At 70.9% G+C, this 21,342-nt stretch carries 19 protein-coding genes; 9 read left to right on the top strand and 10 right to left on the bottom strand.

Going from position 1 to position 21,342, the window contains the following annotated elements; all coding sequences use genetic code 11:
• Positions 1-274: 274 nt before the first annotated feature.
• Positions 275-2,758, bottom strand: a complete 2,484-nt coding sequence (locus tag ACOZ38_RS41520; protein WP_424536338.1) for a DUF4132 domain-containing protein — start codon at positions 2,756-2,758, stop codon at positions 275-277.
• A 1-nt stretch (position 2,759) separates the two neighbouring features.
• Positions 2,760-3,152, bottom strand: coding sequence for a hypothetical protein (locus ACOZ38_RS41515; protein WP_424536337.1), 393 nt, complete (start codon positions 3,150-3,152; stop codon positions 2,760-2,762).
• Between the two features lie 178 nt (positions 3,153-3,330).
• On the opposite strand from ACOZ38_RS41515, the gene ACOZ38_RS41510 reads away from it, so the two are divergent.
• From ACOZ38_RS41510 to ACOZ38_RS41485, 6 genes are all read left to right on the top strand, one after another.
• Positions 3,331-3,912: an RNA polymerase sigma factor gene (locus ACOZ38_RS41510; protein WP_424536336.1), complete on the top strand. Its 582-nt coding sequence runs from the start codon at positions 3,331-3,333 to the stop codon at positions 3,910-3,912.
• A 2-nt stretch (positions 3,913-3,914) separates the two neighbouring features.
• Positions 3,915-5,027 (top strand): LCP family protein, encoded by a 1,113-nt coding sequence (locus ACOZ38_RS41505; protein WP_424536335.1) that lies wholly within the window; start codon positions 3,915-3,917, stop codon positions 5,025-5,027.
• Positions 5,028-5,341: 314 nt separating this feature from the next.
• Complete coding sequence (locus tag ACOZ38_RS41500) at positions 5,342-6,325, top strand: sulfotransferase domain-containing protein (protein ID WP_424536334.1); 984 nt, start codon at positions 5,342-5,344, stop codon at positions 6,323-6,325.
• A complete protein-coding gene (locus ACOZ38_RS41495; protein WP_424536333.1) occupies positions 6,322-7,233 on the top strand; it encodes a glycosyltransferase in 912 nt (303 codons plus the stop codon). The genes ACOZ38_RS41500 and ACOZ38_RS41495 overlap by 4 nt, the downstream gene beginning before the upstream one ends.
• A complete protein-coding gene (locus ACOZ38_RS41490; RefSeq protein ID WP_424536332.1) occupies positions 7,233-8,129 on the top strand; it encodes a WecB/TagA/CpsF family glycosyltransferase in 897 nt (298 codons plus the stop codon). The genes ACOZ38_RS41495 and ACOZ38_RS41490 overlap by 1 nt, the downstream gene beginning before the upstream one ends.
• 56 nt (positions 8,130-8,185) lie before the next feature.
• A complete protein-coding gene (locus ACOZ38_RS41485; protein ID WP_424536331.1) occupies positions 8,186-8,716 on the top strand; it encodes a DinB family protein in 531 nt (176 codons plus the stop codon).
• 135 nt (positions 8,717-8,851) lie between these two features.
• On the opposite strand, the gene ACOZ38_RS41480 is transcribed toward ACOZ38_RS41485, so the two are convergent.
• The 7 genes from ACOZ38_RS41480 to ACOZ38_RS41450 form a co-directional block, all read right to left on the bottom strand.
• Entirely contained in the window at positions 8,852-9,106 is a 255-nt protein-coding gene (locus ACOZ38_RS41480; RefSeq protein WP_424536330.1) for a hypothetical protein, read from the bottom strand.
• 38 nt (positions 9,107-9,144) lie between these two features.
• Positions 9,145-10,194, bottom strand: a complete 1,050-nt coding sequence (locus tag ACOZ38_RS41475) for a sulfotransferase (protein ID WP_424536329.1) — start codon at positions 10,192-10,194, stop codon at positions 9,145-9,147.
• The gene (locus tag ACOZ38_RS41470; RefSeq protein WP_424536328.1) at positions 10,191-11,858 is read right to left on the bottom strand and encodes a lipopolysaccharide biosynthesis protein; all 1,668 of its coding nucleotides are present in this window, start codon (positions 11,856-11,858) and stop codon (positions 10,191-10,193) included. The genes ACOZ38_RS41475 and ACOZ38_RS41470 overlap by 4 nt, the downstream gene beginning before the upstream one ends.
• Positions 11,859-11,932: 74 nt before the next feature.
• A complete protein-coding gene (locus ACOZ38_RS41465; RefSeq protein ID WP_424536327.1) occupies positions 11,933-12,829 on the bottom strand; it encodes a sulfotransferase domain-containing protein in 897 nt (298 codons plus the stop codon).
• Entirely contained in the window at positions 12,787-13,938 is a 1,152-nt protein-coding gene (locus ACOZ38_RS41460; RefSeq protein ID WP_424536326.1) for a hypothetical protein, read from the bottom strand. Before ACOZ38_RS41460 ends, ACOZ38_RS41465 begins: the two co-directional genes overlap by 43 nt.
• Positions 13,935-15,278, bottom strand: a complete 1,344-nt coding sequence (locus tag ACOZ38_RS41455) for an O-antigen ligase family protein (protein ID WP_424536325.1) — start codon at positions 15,276-15,278, stop codon at positions 13,935-13,937. Before ACOZ38_RS41455 ends, ACOZ38_RS41460 begins: the two co-directional genes overlap by 4 nt.
• Positions 15,279-15,379: 101 nt before the next feature.
• Complete coding sequence (locus ACOZ38_RS41450; protein ID WP_424536324.1) at positions 15,380-16,636, bottom strand: Wzz/FepE/Etk N-terminal domain-containing protein; 1,257 nt, start codon at positions 16,634-16,636, stop codon at positions 15,380-15,382.
• Positions 16,637-16,966: 330 nt separating this feature from the next.
• Here ACOZ38_RS41450 and ACOZ38_RS41445 point away from each other — a divergent pair, with 330 nt between their 5' ends.
• Positions 16,967-18,025, top strand: coding sequence for a glycoside hydrolase family 26 protein (locus ACOZ38_RS41445; RefSeq protein ID WP_424536323.1), 1,059 nt, complete (start codon positions 16,967-16,969; stop codon positions 18,023-18,025).
• A gap of 34 nt (positions 18,026-18,059) precedes the next feature.
• On the opposite strand, the gene cysC is transcribed toward ACOZ38_RS41445, so the two are convergent.
• Entirely contained in the window at positions 18,060-19,301 is a 1,242-nt protein-coding gene (gene cysC, locus ACOZ38_RS41440; RefSeq protein ID WP_424537186.1) for an adenylyl-sulfate kinase, read from the bottom strand.
• Between the two features lie 221 nt (positions 19,302-19,522).
• Here cysC and ACOZ38_RS41435 point away from each other — a divergent pair, with 221 nt between their 5' ends.
• Complete coding sequence (locus tag ACOZ38_RS41435) at positions 19,523-20,059, top strand: SigE family RNA polymerase sigma factor (RefSeq protein WP_424536322.1); 537 nt, start codon at positions 19,523-19,525, stop codon at positions 20,057-20,059.
• Positions 20,056-21,300, top strand: a complete 1,245-nt coding sequence (locus ACOZ38_RS41430; protein ID WP_424536321.1) for a hypothetical protein — start codon at positions 20,056-20,058, stop codon at positions 21,298-21,300. The genes ACOZ38_RS41435 and ACOZ38_RS41430 overlap by 4 nt, the downstream gene beginning before the upstream one ends.
• Positions 21,301-21,342: the final 42 nt, after the last annotated feature.

Here is a 21,342-nt window from a genome sequence, read left to right as displayed (position 1 = left end):
CTCTTTGAGCGTGTCCGGCGCCATTGATATGCCTTCCCAGTCCGTTCCGGCTGAATTTCTGTTTCACCCGGCTCGCCGGCCGGTACGAGTCGCTCGGCATGATCAAGGAGACGGAGTTCCGGCAGACGCTCTTCGGTGACTTCGGCGTGTTGTTCTTCCGGATCGACGAGAAGGCCGAGCTGATGAGGATCTTCAACGTGACCCGGGCCGGCTGACATCCGCCTGGCGGGTGCCTTCCGTCCGTAAGGGCTCGGCCTTGAAGCGACCGGCGGCGTCAGGCGGTGAGTTGGCGGGTGATGGTGGGGTCGGTGATGGTGGTGTCGTTGGCCAGGAGGAAGGCCTTGGAGAGGATGACCGACAGCATGCCGCCGTCCTCCTCGAAGGGGAGGAAGACCGTCCTCGCCGCGCGGTCGGTGCCGGGGACGATGCAGAGGTAGGCGTCGTTGGGCTCCATCAGGATGTTCCCCGAACCCAGGTGGATCTTGTACGTGCGCAGGTCGCCGCGTACGCGCAGGAACCGGTCGGTCAGCTCGGCCCGGCCGGCGATCTTCAGCCGTGGCAACAGGCGCGCGAGCGCGTCCCTGCGGGTGCGGGCGGTCTCGGTGAGCTCGCCGAAGCCGTAGGAGTGCCAGTACTCCTCGTGCCCGCCGATCGCCTGCTGGTCGAGCCCGGCCGAGGTGACCCCCACGGCGAGGTCGGCGTCGCGCAGCACCTCGGACAGCACCAGAGGCGGAACCTCGGTCAGCGGTATGCCGTCGCGGGGGATGAGGTAGCCCGCCCGCTCGTTTTGGCCGCGGGCATCGTCTGGCCGGTGGTAGAAGTGGAGCTCCTCGCTGAGGCAGAACGACGCCGTGCCCCACTCGTCGGCCTCGGCGCCTGAGGTCACGCGCATCCCCCAGCGCGCCCGCCACCCGGACAGCTCCTTGAGCGCCTCGCCTTGGTCGCCGTCGCACTCGTAGTCCCAGTGGCCGATGGACAGGCCGGTCCAGCCGCGCTGGGACAGCAGCGCCTTGGCCTGGCCGTACCGCAGCACATGGCCGGCGAACCGGTTGGAGTGGGTCGCGGTGCGTTCCTCGGCGGGGGTGAGCAGGTAGACCTCGCGGAAGGCCTGCTTGAACGGCTGGCGCACCCCGGCGTCCAGCAGGTGGTCACGCCAGGCGCGCACGTCCTCGGCGGTCTCCCGGATCGGGTGCCAGAGTAGTACCGGGGTGTCCGGCCGGAGTTGGATGCGGCGGCCCAGGGGATCGGTGAGCTCCCACCCATTGTCCATCTTGACCGGGATGCCCGCCGGGCCCTGCAGGATCTGCCAGATCAAGGTGCGCGCGTACGGGCCCGTGACGGGGTGGTCGAGGAAGAACTCCTCGACCTGGTGCCAGCGCCACATCCGCTCCGTGATCAGGGACCGCTCCAGCCGGAACCGCTCGGCCGGAAGCGCCTGCTTCAGCTCCTTGAGCGTGGCCTTCAGCTCGGCCAGCGCCGGCTCCTTGCGGATCGACTGCGGCGCCGACTTGACCGCCCTGCCCGAGGCGTTGACGAACCGGAGAGCGGGACCGTCCACGCAGAGCCGTACGAGACAGTCACCGATCTTCTCCTCGCGCACCCCTTCCGGGCCGAGTCCGAAGGCCGGTACCGTGCGGTCGAGCAACTGCTCCGGAGACAGCCTCGCCTGTTCCGCCACCACGTCCAGCGTGCGGTTCACGTTCGTGAGCACGGACTTCTTGCGGACCTTGGCCTGGACGCGGGCGAGCTGCGCCACGGTGTCGAGCCCGCCCCTGCGCGCCATGGTGCCCACGGCGGCGTTGGCCAGCATCTCGCTCCGGGAGTTGGCCCCCGAACCACCGACTCCCGTTCCGGTCGTGACGGCGACGTCGCCCAGGAGTGAGGTGACCCACGGCTCGTCGATCAGCTCGCACGTCCAGACCATGCCGCGCACGGGTATGGCCGTGCGTTCGTGCAGGAAGACGGTCTCCCGCCACTCGTAGCCGTTGTCGGCCCGGTGCTGGGTCGTCTTCTCCCTGCGCGCGGCGATCAGGCCGAGGAGCTCCCGGACGAGATCGGCCGCCTCGGCCGTGAGCAGCGTCTTCGCCGTCTTGAGCCACCTGCCGCTGGGCCTGGCGGACCGTGCGGTGTTCCAGTGGCGCAGCAGGGGCAGTACGGCCGGATCTGCCAGCCTTGGACCGTACTTCTCGGCCAAGAGACAGGCGAAGTCGTCGCAGTCCCACGCCACGTTACGCACCACCCCGGCCGGGCCGTTCTCGGCCGGTTCGGTCAGAATGTCGTCGAGCTGGTCGTGCACCGCCTCCCAGACCGGCTTGTGGTGGCGACGGAACCAGTTCGGTGTGCCCTCCAGGATCCGGCGGCGCTCCGCGTAGTCCAGGCGCCGGACGGCGGCCAGCGGGATGCGGTACAGCTCCGGATAGTTGGTGTGCAGCCAGGTCATCAGCGCGTTGGCGATTCCCCAGAGGAAGCGGACATCTTGGGCGGTCCACGGAATGTCGCTTTCCGCGACGGACCGCACCGCCCGGAGTACGTGCTCCTCGTGGTCGTGACCGCCATCGTTCCCGAGGGAGAGCCGCATCTGCGTCCAGTAACCGAACATCCGCCGATAGTGATCATCTGAGCCCTCGACCAGCTCATCGAGGGAAGCATGCCCGGCCTCCAAGGCGCCGTCGAAGCGGGTGAAGGCGTCCCGGATCGAAGCATCGAGCTCACGAATCCAGTAATCGTGAGCGCGCGGGAAGTCGTCGATGACGCCCATGTCAGCCTCCGACCAGCGGGACGAGCTTGATGAAGGACACGACGGAATCGGTGATCAGATCGATCTCCTCGGACAGGTCGACGATCTGGCGCTCCCCGATGAGCAGCAGGAACCCGTTGCGCTGGAACGCCTGCTCGGCGATGTCGGCCTGCCGCTCCCAGTCGATCCAGCGTCTCGCGCCCATGCGGTAGCCGTTCAGCTCCACCTCGGCGTCCACCGGGCGGACCAGGCCGTTGTACGTGGCGGTGGGCGCGGCGTTGTACCGGGCGACCTCCTCGCGCACGCGGAGTCGTACCAGCTCCCGTGCCGAGATGCTGTCTGGAAGATCGGGGAGCGCGAACTCCTCTAAAGGCCTGCCCGTGGCAGTCTCATCCCGGAAGGTGACCGTGGCCATCCCATGTCTCCATTGGTGAAGGATCATCGTGATGGGCCAATGAGTATCAACCTGCTCCGACAGAACCGTGAGTCCGGCAGGTTCGTACAGCGCGCCGTGAACCCGGATTGGGACTTGTGGCGAGATATCGCTGACAAGTCCCCTACGGGAAGGCCGGCTCGATGCCATGGTGTCGACGATGACCGCACCACCCACGACCCGGAGCCCGGATTCGGAGCTCATCGCCGAGTCCAGGGCGCGGCCGGAGGCATTCGCCGCCCTGTTCGACCGCTATTCCGGAATGCTCTACCGGTACGTCTCCCGAAGACTCGGCCCCGAGGTCGCCGAGGACCTGGTGGGGGAGACGTTCCTGACCGCCTTCGGCCGTCGCGACCGGTACGACCTGACCCACACCGACGCCCGGCCCTGGCTCTTCGGCATCGTGACCAAGCTGATCTCCCGGCATCACCGCACGGAGGCGGCCCGCTATCGCGCGCTGATGCGGGCACCGGTCGAGCGCAGCACGGAGTCTCCCGCCGACCGGGTGGCCGCCGGGGTCACCGCGACGGCATCCCGCGCGCTGCTCGTGCCCGCGCTCGCGGGTCTCTCGAAGGGCGACCGCGACGTCCTGCTGCTGATCGCCTGGGGTGACCTGTCGTACGAGGAAGTGGCCAAGGCCCTCGGCATACCAATCGGAACAGTGCGTTCCCGCCTCAACCGGGCCCGGCGCAAGGTGCGCACGGCGCTCGGTGACACCAACCCGATGACGGACGAGGAGTAGCGATGGACGACCTTTCGATGCTTCGCGACCTCGGCCGCGACCTGGAGCACGAGCCGCCCGCCACGCTGGCCCACCAGCGTCATCGCCTGCTCGGCATGACCGCGGGCGAGGGGTCCCGCCGGGGCCTGTCCGGGGCGAGTTCCCGCCGGGGCCTGTTCGGGGCGATCACCGGTGAGGGGAGACGCCGTCTGACCGGCCGGATGGGGTGGATGACGCTCGCGGTGGTCGCGGGAGTCACCGCCGCGCTCGTCGTCGTACCGACGGTGCTGCTGCGGGGAACTCCCGCTTCGAGAACCCTGACGCCGCCCACCTGGGACAGACCGCCGAAGCAGAACGAAGCCCTCAACGTGCTGGTGGTGGGCTCCGACATGCGACCCCGACCGAGAGGAATGCCCGCGAACCCCAACCTCGGCGAGCGAAGCGATGTGATGATCCTTCTGCACCTGTCCGCGGACCGGAAGAACGTCACGGTGGTCAGCCTGCCGAGGGACTCCATGGTCCGCGTGCCCACGTGCGCAACCGGTTCCGGTCACCCCCAAGTGAGCATGATCAACCAGGCGTTCAACGTGGGGGGCCTGAAGTGCGCATGGAAGACGGTCGAGTCCGCGACCGGCGTCCATGTCGACCACGCGATCGAGATCCGCTACTCCGGGTTCAAGGAGATGGTGGACGCGCTGGGCGGGGTCGAGGTCACGCTGCCCACGGCGGTGGACGACCCGAAGTCGAAACTGCGGTTGTCCGCGGGCCGGCACCATCTCGGCGGTGAGCAGGCGCTGGCCTACGTCCGCACGCGCTACGGCCTCGGCGACGGGTCGGACCTAGGGCGGATCAAGCGGCAGCAGGCCTTCATGAACGCCATGCTGAAGCAGGTCACGGGCCATTTGAAGGAGCCCGACCGTCTGGCCGCCTTCGTCGACGTGGCCCGCAGGTCGATCACCACCGACGAGGGGCTGGATCTGGAGACCATGTACTCCATCGCCAGAGATGTGCAGGAGGCCGGGGCGCGCGTCCGGTTCGTCACCGTTCCCTGGCAGCCGTATCGCGAGGACCCCAACCGCTTGGAATGGAAGCAACCCGAAGCCGCCCAGCTCTTCGCCAAACTCAAGCATGACTGAGAGTGACCGACAGAGGCAGGGGTCCACCCCAGCCCTGCCCGGCCTTTTGCCTGGATTATGACGATTCGTTGAGCCAGTGACGGCGGGGCGGCCCTCCCGGCTGCATGCCTGTCTTGAGTGGTCATGGTCCTCAGTAGGAAGCAACCGGGTCCCCCGGTCACACGGGAGCGAGGACGGAATGACGCACCCGGCCCAACCAGTCCACCGCCGAACGGGTGCCGGGTTATTGGTAGATCCTTTGTGATTCCAGCACCTGACGATTACTCTCTGTGTTAGCTTCAGCACGTTTCGTGTTGGCTGTCCTCGGGGGTCCAGTGGCTGTTCGTGTGATCTTCCTAGGTGGGCTGGGGCGCAGCGGCACGACCCTGCTTGAGCGGTTGCTCGGTGAGGTCCCCGGCATCGCGCCCCTTGGTGAGGTGGTTCACCTGTGGGAGCGTGGGGTCGGCGCCCACGAGCCGTGCGGGTGCGGGGAGCCGTTCACCGCCTGTCCCTTCTGGCGCAGGGTCGGCGTCCGGGCGTTCGGGGGATGGTCGTCCGGCCTCGCCGACCGCGTGCTCACGCTGCGGCACAGGGTCGACCGCACCCGCCACATCCCCGCCATGGCGGCACGGCATTGCCGCGTCGGCCTCAGCGGCTACACCCGGGCGTACTCGCGGGTCTACGAGGCGGCGGCGCAGATCGCCGCGTGTCCCGTGGTGGTCGACTCCAGCAAGCACGCGTCCCTGGCCTTCTGCCTGAGCACCTCCCCGGTCGTGGATCTGAGCGTCGTCCACGTGGTCCGAGATCCGCGCGCGGTCGCGTACTCCTGGCGCAGGCAGGTCAGAAGACCCGAGGACGGCACCCCGATGACCCGCTGGCGGCCCTTCCGCACCTCCGTTCACTGGGTCGTGCAGAACCTCGCCTTCGAGCTGCTCGCCCGCAGAGGCGGCACCGTGATCCGCATCCGGTACGAAGACCTGCTGGCCGATCCCCGCGCGGTCCTGGCCACGTTGCTGGCCCGCCTGGGGTTCGGTGAGGCCGACGGGGGTGACCTGGCGTTCCTCCGTCCCGGCCTGGCCGAGCTGTCGATGGCGCACACCTGCGCCGGCAATCCGATGCGGTTCACGGCCGGGCCCGTGGAGCTCAGCAGGGACGACTCCTGGTGCGATCGACTCTCCCGCCGCCACGGATGGCTGGTCACCGCGCTGACCTGGCCCCTGATGATCCAGTACGGCTATCGCGTACGCGATCGGCAGGCACCGGAAGGGGCGACTTCCCCATGGCTCGCGGCAGGGCTTCCCGCGTCGGAATGCCGGTGAACCCCACCGTCGGCGTGGTCATCCCCACGCGGGGAGACCGTCCCCACCTGCTCCAGGCCGCGGTGCGCGCGGTGCTGGCCCAGCGTCATCCGGGCGGGGTCGACGTCGTCGTGGTGGTCGACGGCGACCAGGTGAACGCCGTGGTGGCGCAGGTGGCCGATGCCGTCGCCGAAGCCCCGGGGAGGGTCCGCGTCCTGCCGAACCGCTTCAGCCCTGGGCTGCCGGGCGCCCGCAACACCGGCATCGCCGCCCTCGCCACCGACCTGGTGGCCTTCTGCGACGACGACGACCTGTGGCTGCCGGGCAAGCTCGGCGCCCAACTCGCCGCGCTCGCCGCCGACCCCGCGGCCGAGTTCGCGGGCTGCGCCATCGAGGTCGAGTACGACTCGCGGCGCGTCCCCCGGCTCGCAGGCACGAGTCAGGTCACCAGACAGCACCTCACCCGCTCCCGCATGGTGATGGTGCACTCCTCGACGTTCCTGTTCAGGCGCGGGTCCGTATGGCCGGACGAGAGCGCCCCCGCCGGGCAGAACGAAGACTGGGACCTCGCCCTGCGCGCCGCCGGGCGCCATCCCCTGGCGTACGTCGACCGGCCGCTGGTGCGGGTCCGCTGGGGAGCCTCCGCGTACGCGACACGGTGGGCAGACCGCATCGCGGGGCTCGAATGGATTCTCGCCCGGCACCCCTACCTGGCCGCCGACCCGCGCGGCGCCGCGCGCATCTACGGCCAGCTCGCCTTCCACAACGCCGCGCTGGGACGCCGCCGCGAGGCGTGGCGCTGGGCCGTTCGCGCGTTCGCCGCCCGCTGGGGGGAGCCCCGCGTCCCGATCGCGCTGGCCGTGGCGCTCGGCGTGGTCCCCGCCCGGGCGGTGCTCAGCGCTCTGCACACCCGAGGGCATGGCATCTGATGGCACCTCGGACACAGACCCGTGAGGGCGCCGCGCTCGCGATCAACGGGAGCCGCCCCCGAGTGAAGGTCGCGGGCGTCGAGGTCGACGCCCTCACGGAGGGGGAGGTGGTAGGCCACGTCGTCGCCGCCCTCGCGCGGGGGGAAGGCGGACACGTGGTCACCCCCAACGTCGACATCTGCCGCGCCTGCTCGCGCGACCCCGAGGTACGGGCGCTCGTCGCGGGCGCCGACCTCGCCGTTCCCGACGGCATGCCGCTGGTGTGGGCGTCCAGGCTGCTCGGCACGCCCGTACCCGAGCGCATCACCGGTGCCGACCTGATCTGGTCGCTGTCGGAGGCGGCGGCGTCCAACGACCTGCCGGTCTATCTCCTCGGCGGGCCGCCGGGCGTGGCCGTCCGCGCGTCCGAGGTGCTGGCCGACCGTTATCCCGGCCTTCACGTGGCGGGGGTCGTCTCCCCTCCGCACGGCTTCGACACCTCCGAGGAGGGGGTGATGGCGGTACGTGAGGTGCTGCTCGCGGCACGTCCGCGCCTGGTCTTCGTGGGTCTCGGCTTTCCCAAGCAGGACCGCTTGATCGCCGCACTCCGCGCCGATCTGCCCGGGGCCTGGTTCGTCGGCTGCGGCTCGGCGATCGCCTTCACCGCCGGGTCGGTTCGGCGGGCCCCCGAGTGGATGCAACGCTCAGGCCTCGAATGGCTCTTCCGCCTGGCCGCCGAGCCTGGCCGGCTCGCGCGCCGCTACCTCGTCGATGACCTGCCCTTCGCGCTGCGCCTGCTCACCGTCTGCCTTCTGAAGCGCCTGATCAAGAGCGACAGAGAGCGCGTGACCCCCTCCCATCCCTCCCGCACTCACGGACGCCGAAGCGCGGACAGCAGTGGCCGGCCGGGGCGGTAAACCGGTGGCGTGGCCGCCGAAGGCGGTGAAAGGCTCCACCGATGACTGTAGCCCGCGTGGATCTGCTGATCCGGCAGCTCGACATCGCATGGTCGCTGTTCGAGTACCACCTGAACGATCTCGACGATGCGGTCTGCCTCTGGGAACCGGCGCCGCACTGCTGGACCGTCCGGCCGGACGGTCAGGGCCGCTGGGTGGCCGACTGGGAAGTGCCTGAACCGAATCCGGTGCCCGCTGTCTCGATCGGGTGGCTGACCTGGCACATCGGCTTCTGGTGGACGACCACTCTCGGACACTGTTTCGGGTCCGGAGCGCCCACGCGCGAAGAGATCACCTGGCCGGGCACCGCCGCGGCCGCAGCCGACTGGATGGGCGGGCTGAAGGATGACTGGCGGGCGAACCTGCTGAAGCTCACCGATGCCGACCTCGACTCCGCCGACAGGACCACGAGCCTGCCGTGGGGGCGGGAACAAACGCTGGTGGACATCGCGGGTTGGGTCAACATCGAGCTGACCAAGAATGTCGCCGAGATCGGCCTGGTGCGCAACCTTCATGGAGCTCGTGAGACCGGCGGCTCTTCGGTGTGATCACGCGAGCTTCGGTCTGTCCTTCAACGTACGCGCGTGTAGGTCGGCTCCTCAACGTACGCGCGTGTAGGTCGGCTCCTCAACGTACGCGCGTGTAGGTCGGCTCCTCAACGTACGCGGGTGCAGGTCGGCTCCTCAACGTACGCGCGTGTAGGTCAGCTCGAAATCGAGGTTCCAGGTCACGCCGTCCTCCGACATCTCCCACCGCCCGTCCACGGTGTCACCGTCGGCGCTGAGCGTGCCGGTGAAGCGCTGGTTGAACCCGGGCGCGTCCCGCCACATGGTCCACACGCCGTCGGCGAGCGTCATCCGGTACACCCGATACACGCCGCGGGCGTCGGCGTACAGCATGGTCAGGGGAAAGGTGCCGCGGCCACTGTGCTGCGACAATCTAGGGCAGTGAACCCCTGTGGCCCAGGGCAGATCGCTCAGGGGGAATGGGTCAGGCGGCGGATTCGGGTGATCTCCTCGGGGGTGAGGTGATCACGGTAGCGGTCGAGGGCCCGGCGCGAGTCCATGGGCCGGTAGGCGGTGCGTGACAGGCCCGACCAGGCGAAGCCGCCGTCCCTCGCGCCGCGCGGCGGGCCGTCGCCGTTCGAGTCGTCCGCTGGGTCGGCGTTCGTCCGGCCGTCCGCCGGGATGGCGTCCGTCCGGCCGTCCCCCGCCGTGCAGGCCTGCTCGATCCGCCTTTCGGCCGAGGCCGACCAGGTGAGCCCGCACCACTCGTACAGATCCCGGTAGCCCGTCACCGGGTCGGTGGCGAGCTGCTCGTAGCGGGCCAGGCGGATGGACGGGTGCCGCTCGGCCAGCGCCTCGGCGACGGACCGCGCCACCCGCCACAGGGTGGCGGCCTTGGCGAGGCGGTCCTGTGAGCCGATGAGCGGGCGTAGCGCCTCGACGGATGGGTGGTCGCGCACCAGGAGCGGCTGTTCGAGCAGCTCATGGAAGTAGACGGTCCACCCCAGCCGCTGCCAGCTCGCCGCGAACGACACCGGGTCGCGCACCAGCAGGACCACGCGGCAGCCCAGGCGCTCGGCGAACCAGCCCGCCGAGAACAGCGCGAACGGGTCGTCCAGCAGCGCCCGGCGCCCTCGTAGCCTGCCCAGCGTGAAGGCGGAGGCGTTCTTCGCCAGGCGTGCCAGGTCGCCGGGCGACCGGTTGCGGCGCAGCTCGGCGGCGTAGCGGTAGCGCAGGGTCACGGTGTCGGCGAAGGCGCGCAGCCACGGGCCTTCGTTGTCCTCGCAGATGTACTGGAACCGGTGGCCGACCGTGGCGTTCAGCACCCCGGGGGAGCGGCCGGGCGGGCGCTGCGGGTTGAGCGGCTCGTTGACGTAGACGACCTCGCCTCCGGCGGCGAGCATCTTGCCGGCCCAGCTCGTGCCGCTCCTCGGGAGCCCGGTGACCAGGATGGGCCCACGGTTCCCACGGCCTCCGAGCAGGGTGGGCCCCTCCTGCACGTGGCCTCCTCGACGCGTCATGTGGCCTCCTCGGCGCGCCAGGGCCGCAGAGAGGGCAGGCTGTGGACGCCGAACGGGCGCAGCTCGTACCGGCGGGCGATCTGGAACAGGGGAAGCAGGTTCTTGGCGAGGACCCCGCCGGACCAGCCGAGGACGGCGCCGAACGCGCCGTGGGAGGGCACCAGGACGACGTCCAGGGCGATGGTCACCGCGATCGCACCGAGGATGTTCACCATGCTGGACGCGGTGTGTCCGGCGGCGATGAGCACGACGTCGGCCATGCCGCAGGCCGTCGCCAGCATCATGGTCGCGGCGAGCACGGCCGCCACGGCGGCTCCGTGCCGGTAGCCGTCGCCGAACACCCGCAGCAGCCATGGCGCGAGCGCGGCGTACCCGAGCCACAGGGGCCAGGTCAGGACCGTCAGCCACATGGTGGTGGTCTGGTAGAGCTTGCGGGCGAGGGAGAGATCGCCCTCCGCGAGTGCGCGTATGAGCCGGGGTTGCACGGCCTGGGTGAGCCCTTGGTTGACGAGCTGGCCGACCACCTTGAACCGCGTGGCGGCGGTGTACAGCGCGGCCTCCTCCGGCCCGGCGAGCACCGCCACGATCACGATGTCGAGCCGCTGGAACACCGCCTGCACCGCGCCCCCGAGTGCCCGAGGTCCCACATAACGCCAGAACTCCCCTGCGGTCCCGCCGACGTACGGCCCCGCCGTTCCCTGGACGTCAGGCCCCCCGGTTCCCGGGACGTCTGGTCCTGCGGTTCCCGGGACGTCTGGTCCTGCGGTTCCCGGGACGTCCGGTCTGGGGACGTCCGGTCCTGTGGTTCCCCCGGCGTCCGATCCTCGGGTCTCCGTGACGTACGACCCTGCGGGCACGCGTCGGCGTAACCAGAGGGCGCTGAGGATCAGTACGGGCAGGGCGGGCACGGCCCAGGCGGCGGGGAGCGCCCAGCTGAGACCGGTGGCGGCACCTGTCAGGGCCACGGTCCCCACGAGGACGAGCTGCGCCCCGGGCTGGAGCACCCCGCTCAGCAGTGCGGTCGGGCGCATCGACCCGAAGCCCCTGGTCGCGGAGACCAGGACGTCGGCACAGACGATCACCGGAAGCGCCACCCCGAGCACCCGAAGCGCCGAGCCCAGCACAGCCGTGACCGAGCCGGACGCGGCCCTGACCGAGCTGGACGCGGTGCTGGTCACGGCCATGCTGGTCACGGCCGTGCTGGTCACGGCGGAGCCGGACGCTGCCGTGGCATGGGTGGGGACCAGGGCTGCCGTGATCGTGTCTGCCCAGACGATCACTAGGACCGCCGTGATGACGGACAGCACGATGACCGGCCCAAGTGCTGTACGGAAATACCGGGATATGTCATGCCTGCCGTGCCTGCGTGACCGGGCGATGAAGTAGATCAGCCCGTTGCCCGAGTCCAGCCGGAGGATTCCCGCGACCATCAGGCACAGCGTCGTCGCGGTGAAGATGGCGCCCGCCGTGCCGGCGTCGAGCCCTCGGGTCAGAGCGACCACGATCAGGAACTGCGAACCCGCGTTGACCACCGCCCCGGCAAGCCCCGCCACACCACCCCTGACCAACGACCCCCCGCCGCCCACCGGCGACCCCGCGCCGCCCACCGGCGAGCCCGCGTCGCCCATCGGTGAGCCCGCGTCGTCGTCCAGTGGGGAACTCACCCCCTTTACCGGCGAACCCTCGTCGCCCATCGGGGGTAGCGGCCTGTCTGTTGGCGGTGTCGTGTCGTCGCCGGTCATCTGCGCCAGGAGGGAGTGCCGGACAGCCAGGGCTGGAGTCGTTCGTCCCAGGGGGCGAAGTGGTCGGACAGGGTGTTGCGCAGCGAGGCGGGCATGTCGGTGGGCCGGGGACGCGCGTTGTGGCGCTCGAAGATCGGGTCGCCGAGGCGGGGCAACCCCAGGAACTCCAGCACCTCGTCGTACACGCACTCCGGCGAGGTGAAGAACCGCCCGCTGTCGATCACCAGGATCCGGCCCCGGCCGAACAGAGGCTCCAGCCGATCGAGCTGCTCGGCGTACTGGCCCCGGGCGAGGTACGCGTGGTGGCGGTGCGCGTGGCTCAGCACGTACGGCTGCTCGCACAGCCGCTCCGTCTCGCCCGCCAGCCGGTGGGGTTCCAGCTCGATCGCACGCTCGAACGACGGCTCGGTCTCGAAGCCCCGGGCCACCTCGTGGGCGTGAGCGGAGTACGCGCGCTCGACGGGATCGCGGACCAGCACGATGAGCTTCGCCCCCGGCAGGTCACCGGCGATCCGGGAGGCGGCCAGCGGGTGGAACATGTAGTAGGGCGAGGATTCGAAGGCCAGGGGCCGCATGCCGTACCTGCGCTCCAGGCGGTGGGCCGTGGCCTTCAGCGGGAAGTGCGCGCGGTACCACGACAGCCCCTTGCCGTACGCGGCGTCGAAGTAGTGGACGCCCTTGCGGAGCACGGGTTTGAGCATGAGCGGATGCTGAGCGAGGGTGCGGTAGAGGGACGTCGTGCCGCCGCGCTGCGCCCCCACGATCAGGAACGATGGCAGGAGGCGCCCGCTCACGGTCAGCCGCCCCGCTGTGTGGGAGACGGCGTGGGCGGACAGCTTCACGGTGCGGTTCAAGGCAGGACCTCCTGATGATCGACGAGCGGATTGAGCCATTGGGAGGGAGGCCCGAGCGGCTGGTGGCCGTCCCGCTCATACCGGTCGGCCAGGGCGATCAGGTAGCGGACCGCAGTCTCCCGCGCCTCGCCCGCCGACAGCCCGAAGGGCGCGAGCGTACGTACGGCCTGCGCCAGGCACGCCTCGGCGGCGACCGGCGGTGGCATCCGGCGCAGCGCCCGCTGGAAGAAGTGGTGAAGTGCGTCGAAGCCCAGGGGCACGCCGGTGGCGAAACGCTCCCAGTCCCAGACGAGCAGTCGGCCGTCGGGCGAGGGAGCCATGTTCCACGGCGAGAAGTCACCGTGCCAGGCGTGGCGGCCGGTGCCGCTCAGCCCCGGTGAAAGGCTCACCGGGTGCGGGTGCGGGTGCGGGTGCGGGTGCGGGTGCCAGTGCGGGTGGGAGTGGGGGTGTGCGTGCGCGAGCGGGTGTAGGTGTTGGCATGGATGTGGATGCGGGTCCCTTCGGCCGGCTCCCGGGGGGGCCACGCGTGGCATGCCGAGCGTGGCGATCTCCGCGATGGCGCGGTTGAGCAGGGCCGGTGAGATCCGGCCGCGCCTTACCGGCAGGGAGGAGATGCGGTCGCGCCTTACCGGCAGGGGTGAGAGGACCAGCACCTCCAGGCCGTTCCACACCCCGTGGTGCAGGACGGCTGGGCTGACCACGACCTTCAGGGGCGTGGCCGCCAGCAGTTCGAGCGTCGCGCTCTCGTGCCGGACCAGCGCCCGCGAGCGGTCGGTGTCGCCGATCTTGACGAAGGCGAGCGGCTTCCCGGTGGCCCCGTGGATCTCCAGGATCGGTTTGCGGTTCGCGCGCAAGGCCGGTCGTACGTGGCAGGTGGCCCTGACCGGCTCTCCGAGCACCTGGCTGAGGTAGCCCTCGATCGTGCCGGGCCCCTGGGGCAGGCGCCGCCGTCCCGGCAGCCACCGGGACCGGGGCACGAGCCGGCGCGGCAGAAACCTGCTCGGCACCAGGGCGTACGCGGCGTACGAGACGCGGCTCGCCGGACAAGCCGCTGGAACGGAAACCGTCGCCCCCACCCCGGGTGGAGAGGGGTAGAGGAGGGGGAGCACCTGGTCGAGGTAGTGGAGGCGGGTGCGGTGGTCGGTCATGGGCGTGCCTCCAGCGCCCGGACGCCATCGGCCCGGCCGTTGCGCCAGAGCAGTGCGAACGAGATCAGGTAGAGGCTCAGCGCGGTCACCAGGCCGTCGTAGACGAACATGTAGAGCAGCACGAGAATCATCACGAGCGTGCCCGCCTGGCCGATCGGCGTGCGGTCGCGCCAGAAGCGGCGGATGGCCCCGGTGAAGAACGCCACGTACAGCGCCGCCCCGGTGAAGCCCTGAGTGATCAGCAGCAGCCAGATCTGCCCGTCGCTCCCCAGCGGCGGATGCCCGCATTCGGCGCACCAGCCGGTCCTGCCCGTAGTGATCGTCTGGTAGTTGCCGAAGGCGTTGCGGGTGTTGCCGTACCCGATGATCGGGGAGTGGGTGGCCGCCTCCAGCGTGCTCGCGACCGTGAACGCCCGGATGGCGTTGCTGTGCGGGCTCTCCAGGCGCTGGGCCACGATGGTGTTGAGCGGGCCGGCGACGAACACGAGCGCCGCCGCCGCGAGGGCCGTGCCGATCGCCAGCCCCGTGCGGGGACGGGCGCGCATGAGGACGTACGCGACGGTGACGGCGAGGCCGATCCACAGGCCGCGGTTCAGCGAGTAGACGATCGGGATCGTGGCCAGCGCGGCCACGGCCACGCACAGGACCCTTCGCATCGGCCCGCCGTAGGTCCACCAGCCGACGACGAACCAGATCAGCAGCACCGAGATGTTGCTGCCCCAGGCGTTGGCCCACTCGAACGGGGCCTCCGGACGCGGCGAGGCGTGCCCGAGGACGTGCTGCACCTGGGCCGCGGTCGGGTGGATCAGGTTGCGGACGAAGGAGTTGCCGCTGATCCACTCGGGCAGCACCATCTCCACGGGCGAGGTGAACTCGAAGCGCGGGGCCACCACGCCGAGCAGCCCCCCGGCCACGGTCGTGACGCACAGCACGCCGAGCATGCGCACCAGCGTGCGCTGCGGCAGCTCTCGCTCGGTGAGGTTGCCCAGGTAGAGCACCATGACCAGCAGGGCGACGTAGAGGGCAAGCCGCATGGCGTAACCGAGGACGCGGCCGGTGCCGAGCTCGCCGTACGTGCCTGGGGGCGAGTCGCCCAGCATGAGCGCGCTCACGAGGTAGCCCGCGAGGAGCAGCATCCACAGGCCCATGCCCTTGGGGACCATGATCGGCCGCCGCCGCCAGAGCACGAACGCCATGGGGCCCGCGACGACGAGGATCGACAGGCCGCCGAAGCCCAGGGCCCACCAGATGGGGTACCCGACGAGCAGCGCGGCGATCGGCCAGGTGACGGGGGGCGGCATCCGCAGGGCCCCGGCGCCGTGGGGTCGTACGGGGGGCATCCTCAGGACGCCCGGACCGCCGGGGCGTGGCGGCGGGGTGGGGAGGGGTGGCAGTCGCACGATGCCCGCGCCGCGTGGTGGCGGGGTGGCGGCCGGGGGCCTCACGAGGCCCGGGCCGGAGGGTCGTTCGAGTGGCGGCGGGGGTGCGCGGGGCGGGACTCGCCGCGCGGGAGTGCGGCGGGCGAGGGGAGCAGGATCACGCCCAGCGCCGCGGTGTCGGTGCGCCGGAGCTGGCGCACGGCCTGGGCGAGCTGCTTGGAGCGGGCCGCGCGGCTCTCGACCACCAGCAGGGCGGCGTCGGCCCGTGCCGCCTGGTCGGTGCGCACCCAGATCGGCGCGAGGCCGGTCAGCGCCACGCGCAGGTCGTCGGCGATGGGCTCGGGGTCGGTGCCCGGCGACACGCTCCGTACGAGCAGCTCGCCGCCGTCGCGCAGGTGCCGCGCGACGGCGATGGCGAGCTCGCGCAGCTCGCGGGCGTTCTCGCCCTCGCACAGCACGGGGAGCCCGCTGAGCCGCTCGACGTCGGCCGCGGTTCTGAGCCGGGTGTCGAAGCGGTCGCGGACCATGGCGGCGCCGGCCCCGGCGAGCAGGCCGAGGAACAGCCCGCTGCCGAGGTAGAGCGACGGGCTCGGCTGGGCGGGCGAGGTGGGTGGGCGGGCGTCGCTGATGACGCTGCCGGGGGTGATCGCGACGGTCCTGAGGGCGTCGTACTTCACGGTGAGGTTGTAGACCTGCTTGCTCAGGACGTTCTGCCGCTGGGCGGCGATGGTGCGCGCCGCCGAGCCCGGCACCGTGCGGGGCAGGCCCGTGACGGTCGTGCCGAGCGCGGCGTCGACCTCGCGGAGCTTCCCCGCGAGCACCTTGAGCTGTGCGTTGAGCGCGTGCTTGGCCGTGGCCTCGCGGTTGGCGAGGTACGCCTTGGCGAACGCCTCGGCTCCCGCGGCGGCGGTGACCGGGTCACGGGCGGTGTAGGACACGGCGAGCACGGCGGAGTTGGGCGGCACGGTGACGGTGACCTGGTCCCTGAGCGGGTCGGGGTCCTTGACCTTCAGAGCGCGCGCTGCCCGGGAGGCGACGACGGCCGAACGGGCGACCTGGGCCTCCGTGTCGAGGTTGAGCGGCTCGCGCTGGCGCTGGCTCGTCTGGTTGGTCTGGTCCTGGACGCCGGTGGAGGACACCAGCACCTCGGCGGTCGCCGTGTAGGACGGCGGGGTCATCGCGAGCACGATGCCGCCGCAGCAGAGCCCGGCGAGCAGGAACCCGGCGAGCGCGACCCGGCGCCGCAGCAGCATCGAGCCGAACTCGGCGAACTCGCGCCCGGTGGCCGGGCCGGGGACTGAGGACGCCGGGTGGTTCATGAAAACGGCTGGCCTCTCGACGCGGGGTTGTTATGCATATCTGTCCCTATTGCTGCTTGGAGTCGTCGCCATGGGCGCAGACCACTGGAACAGATCCAGTGAACTATAGGCACAACCCAAGATTCCTCGACCGCATACAGGAGTTTTTGGGGGTGGCGGATCCGTCCAGCCGCCGCGCATAAATGGATATTTCCATAATTAGGAAGCCGCAGCTCGGCGGCGGGGTACCGAGTTTCCGGCGGTCCGGCGGCGATTAGTGGGAAGGTGAATACCGGCCTTCGGGGAAATGGATTAGAAGGGGGTTTGACCGCCTTGCGCAGACTGACGGGAATGTGGGTTTTCGGGATGGGGATCGCCGCCGGCTGCGGGCTGATCGTTTACGCCGTGTCGTCGGTGCGGCCCCATGAGGAGGTCGCGACCGGAGACCGCGCGCCCGCGGCCGGCATGACGGTCCCGAGCGGTGCCCCGGGCTGTGTCGCGACGGCCAAGCTCATCCCGAGCTGCGGCGCGTGGTGGGGAGTGGCCCCCGACGTCTTCGGCGGCCGGCCGCCCTCACTGGCCATCGCCGCCGCCGAGGAGCGCATGGGCCGCAGGGCCGACATCGTGCACGTGTACCACCGGGGCGGCGACCCGTTCCCCACGCCGGAGGAGCGGCAGCTCGCCAAGAAGCGGCTGCTGCTGATCAACTGGAAGCCGTCCGTCCACGACACCTGGGCCGAGATCGCCGACGGCGCGATCGACGCCCGCATCGACCGCGTCGCCGAGCGGATCAAGCACAGGCTGCGCGTACGGTTCTTCCTCACCATCCACCACGAGCCCGAGAACGACGTGCGCGCCAGCCCGGGGTCGGGGATGACCGCGGAGGACTACGCCGCGATGTACCGCCACGTGGTGCTGCGCCTGCGCGAGCGCGGCGTCAGGAACGCCGTGATGGTCATGACCTACATGGGGGCACCCAACTGGGCGACCAAGCCGTGGTTCGAGCACCTCTATCCCGGTGACGACGTCGTCGACTGGATCGGCCTCGACCCGTACGCCGACCGCCGGGTGAACGACTTCGCCAACCTGGTCGACAAGACCCGTGGTGACCACGCGAGCTGGCCGGGCTTCTACCGCTGGACGCAGATGCGGTTCCCCGGCAAGCCGATCATGGTGGCCGAGTGGGGGGCCTTCGAACGGCACGACGACCCGGGCTTCAAGGTCACCTTCTTCAACTCGGTGCGCCGCCAGATCCGGGGGTACCCGCAGATCAAGGCCCTGGTCTACTTCGACTCGCCGCGCGCGCCACGGGGCGACACGCGCTTCGACTCGACCGTGCCCGCCGCGCGCGCCTTCACCGAGCTGGCGCGCGCGCCGTACTTCAGCTCGACGCCCGTCCCCGACCACTGACCGCCGGCGGGCGTACGCGCCGGCAGGCGTACGGTCAGCGGATCCAGCCGCCCGAGCTGAGCACACCCAGCACGGAGTCGACGGCCCTCTCGACCGCCATGCCGGTCGTGTCGAGGGTCAGGTCGGCGTCGTCGGGCTCCTCGTACGGGTCGGAGATGCCGGTGAACTCCGGGATGAGCCCCGCCCGCGCCTTGGCGTACAGCCCCTTGCGGTCGCGGCGCTCGCACTCCTCCAGCGGCGTCGCCACGTGGACCAGCACGAAGTCGGCCCCCACCGCCTCGACCATGTGGCGCACCTCGTCGCGCGTCGCGGCGTACGGGGCGATGGGCGCGCAGATGGCCAGGCCGCCGTGCCGGGCGACCTCGGCGGCGACGAAGCCGATCCTGCGGATGTTCAGGTCGCGGTCGTGCTTGGAGAACGTCAGCCCCGCCGAGAGCTGCCGCCGCACCACGTCGCCGTCCAGGTAGGTGACGGTGCGGCTGCCGCGTTCGAGCAGCGCGTCGTGCAGGCCGCGGGCGATCGTCGACTTGCCCGACCCGGACAGGCCGGTGAAGAACACCACCAGGCCGCGCCGGTGCGGGGGCCCGGGCAGAGTGATGGGCTCGGGCCCCGCCAGGTGCTCGTCGGCGCCGTAGGCGGTGGCGATGTGCTCGCGGAGCTCCAGGTCGATCTCGGGCTCGCGGGGGGCGAGGGGGACCACGGCGACCTGGGTGCCGGACGGGAGCCGGTCGCGGGCCTTGAGCGCCGCGCGCACGACCGCGGGGCCGCCCTCGCCGAAGGCCAGGGGGAGCAGCAGGATCGTCGCGTCCAGCTCGCGGGCCGTGGCGGTGATCTCGTCCAGGTCGTCCAGCGGGCCCCGCATGGTGACCACGAGGACGGCACGGTCGCCCAGCTCGGCGCGCACCTGCGCCGGGGGACGCCGGAGGCGCGCGAAGGGGCCGTGCTCGGAGGCGCCCAGCGACTTCACCGGGCCGGCCACCAGGCCGTCGGCCGTGCGCTCGGTCACGGTCATCGAGGCGATCGCGGCGCCCTCCGGGTCGCGCAGCGTGAGCTCCTGCCCGGCGGACACGGGGTGGTCGTGCGGCAGCATCAGCGTGACCGGGTCCGGCCAGGGCGTGCCGTCGGCCAGGCGGCCGTTCTCGACGACCGAGGCGACGTCGGCCGACCCGAGGAAGCCCGTGAGGGGGTCGAAGGCGCCGGAGAGCAGCAGCTCCAGATCGGCGAGCTCGCGGGCGTCGGGCACCCAGTCGGGGGTCCACTCGGGGTTCGCCGTCATCTGCTCCACATTTCCCACTGGGCCAGGATATTTACGGTTGGCGGGGGAGGCCTGGCCTGCCTCGTCCCGCGCGGCACCCTACCTTTCCACCCCGCGCCCCGTCGCCGCGCGGGGAAGCCGCTGGAAGCCGCTTGGGTAGCCGCTCGGGAAGCCCGTGCGATCGAGAGGCATAGCGAAGCGGAGCCGACCGCGTCCTAGAGGCTGACATCGACCCTCTGGAGGTGATCGTGGACGTTGCCGAGGAGCGACGTTTCCGCGAGTTCGTGTCGGCGAGCTCGCCGGCGCTCATGAGGCTGGGGTTCCTGCTCACGGGCGGGGACCAGCATGCGGCCGAAGACCTGCTTCAGACGGTCCTGGCCAGGACCGCCACCCGCTGGTCCCGTATCGGCGAGCCCGAGGCGTACGTGCGGCGCGCGATGTACCGCCAGCAGGTGAGCTGGTGGCGCCTGGCCTCCCGGCGGCGGGAGACCGTGGTGGCCCGAACCCCTGACGTCGCGGGACGCGACGACACGCACACGGCCGACCTGAAGCTCGTCCTGCGCCACGCGCTGGCCCGGCTCACCGCGCGGCAGCGTGCCGTGCTGGTGCTCCGTTACTTCGAGGACCTCCCCGAGGCCGAGGTGGCGCACATCATGGGCTGCTCGGTCGGAACGGTCCGCAGCACGGCCCACCGTTCGCTCGCCCGGCTGCGCGCCGTCGCGCCCGAACTCGCCGATCTCCGCCTGCCCGACCACCCTTTTGAGGAGGCCACCTCGTGAAGCTGGAAACCCTGCTGCCGGAGACGCTCCGGGACTGGGCCGAGGACGCCCGGGTCCCCCATGATCTCGCCGACCGGGCCCTGCGGGGGCGGCCCCGGCGTCCGATGATCACTGTGTCGTTCGCCGCGGGGGCGACCGCCGCCGTCGTGGTCGCGGGCGTGCTCGCCCCCAGGCTGATCCCCTTGGAGGCCCCGGGGGGCGGTGTGGCGGTCGCGGTGGCTCCGTCGCCGGGCGAGGACTCTGCCGCGCCCACTCCCGAGGACGTGCGGGCGCCGGACTCGGTGCTGACCGATACCGAGAACCCTCTGCCGAAGAAGCTGATCGCCGCGGGGAGGGTCGCCGTCTCGGCGTACTACGTGTGGGCGCGGGAGAAGATCGGCGACAGGAGTGACCGCCGTCACGAGACGTGGTTCCTCTACAACGCCGGGACCGGGACGTACGAACAGACCGACTGGGCCAAGCTCGACGTGGCTCCGGGCATGAAGCTCGCGGCCGTGCTGGAGCGCGACCTGCCCGCCCGCCGGGTCGGCGTGCTCGACATGACCACCCTGGAGGTCGTCAAGTGGGTCGACTTCGATCACCCCGTGGCCGACGTCTCCTGGTCGCCCGATGGCACCAAGCTGCTCGCCACGGCGTACGACAAGGACCCCACGATCCGCACCCACGTCTCCGCCGACGGGAACAGCTGGAGAAGCTCGGACCCCGGGCGCACCGGCTTCCAGGTGGTCGACGTGGCGTCGGGCCGGGCGTCGTTCCACCCGTCCGCGCAGAAGGGCGACCGTCATCTCGCGATGCCGCCCTCCGCCTTCCGGTGGTCCGATGACGGCACGCTGGTCTCGGAACCCGACGAGGTGAAGGGGTACGACAACAGGCTGTACTACGACCTGGACGGGCGGCGGCACGACGACGCGCCGAAGGACCTGGTCAAGACCTACCAGCAGGCGGGCGTCTCCCCCAACGGGGCGCTGTACGCCGATGGAGGCACGCCGCCGGGCCCGGAGACGACGGTCAGGGATGTCGCCACCGGCAAGGTCGTCGGCAGGCAGAAGATGCTCCAGCTTCTCGCCTGGGCCGACGACGAGCACCTGATCGCCCTCGGTTGCGCGGGAGCCTGCGAGAACGAGTTCCACAACGGGCTGGTGCTGGTCAGCATCGACGGGAAGACGAAGGTTCAGCTCTCAGGCAACCGCGAGAACACGCAACGCCCCGGAAGCTGGGAGCCCCTCTTCACCCGCCGCTGAACGACCGGCGGGTCACCCGCCGTAGTCCGGCGCCGGTATCGC

This window comes from Sphaerisporangium viridialbum (genome assembly GCF_049674955.1).
In the GTDB taxonomy this organism is placed as follows: domain Bacteria; phylum Actinomycetota; class Actinomycetes; order Streptosporangiales; family Streptosporangiaceae; genus Sphaerisporangium; species Sphaerisporangium viridialbum.
The sequence above is the reverse complement of the archived record's forward strand: the minus strand, read 5'-3'. Positions and strand labels throughout refer to the sequence as shown.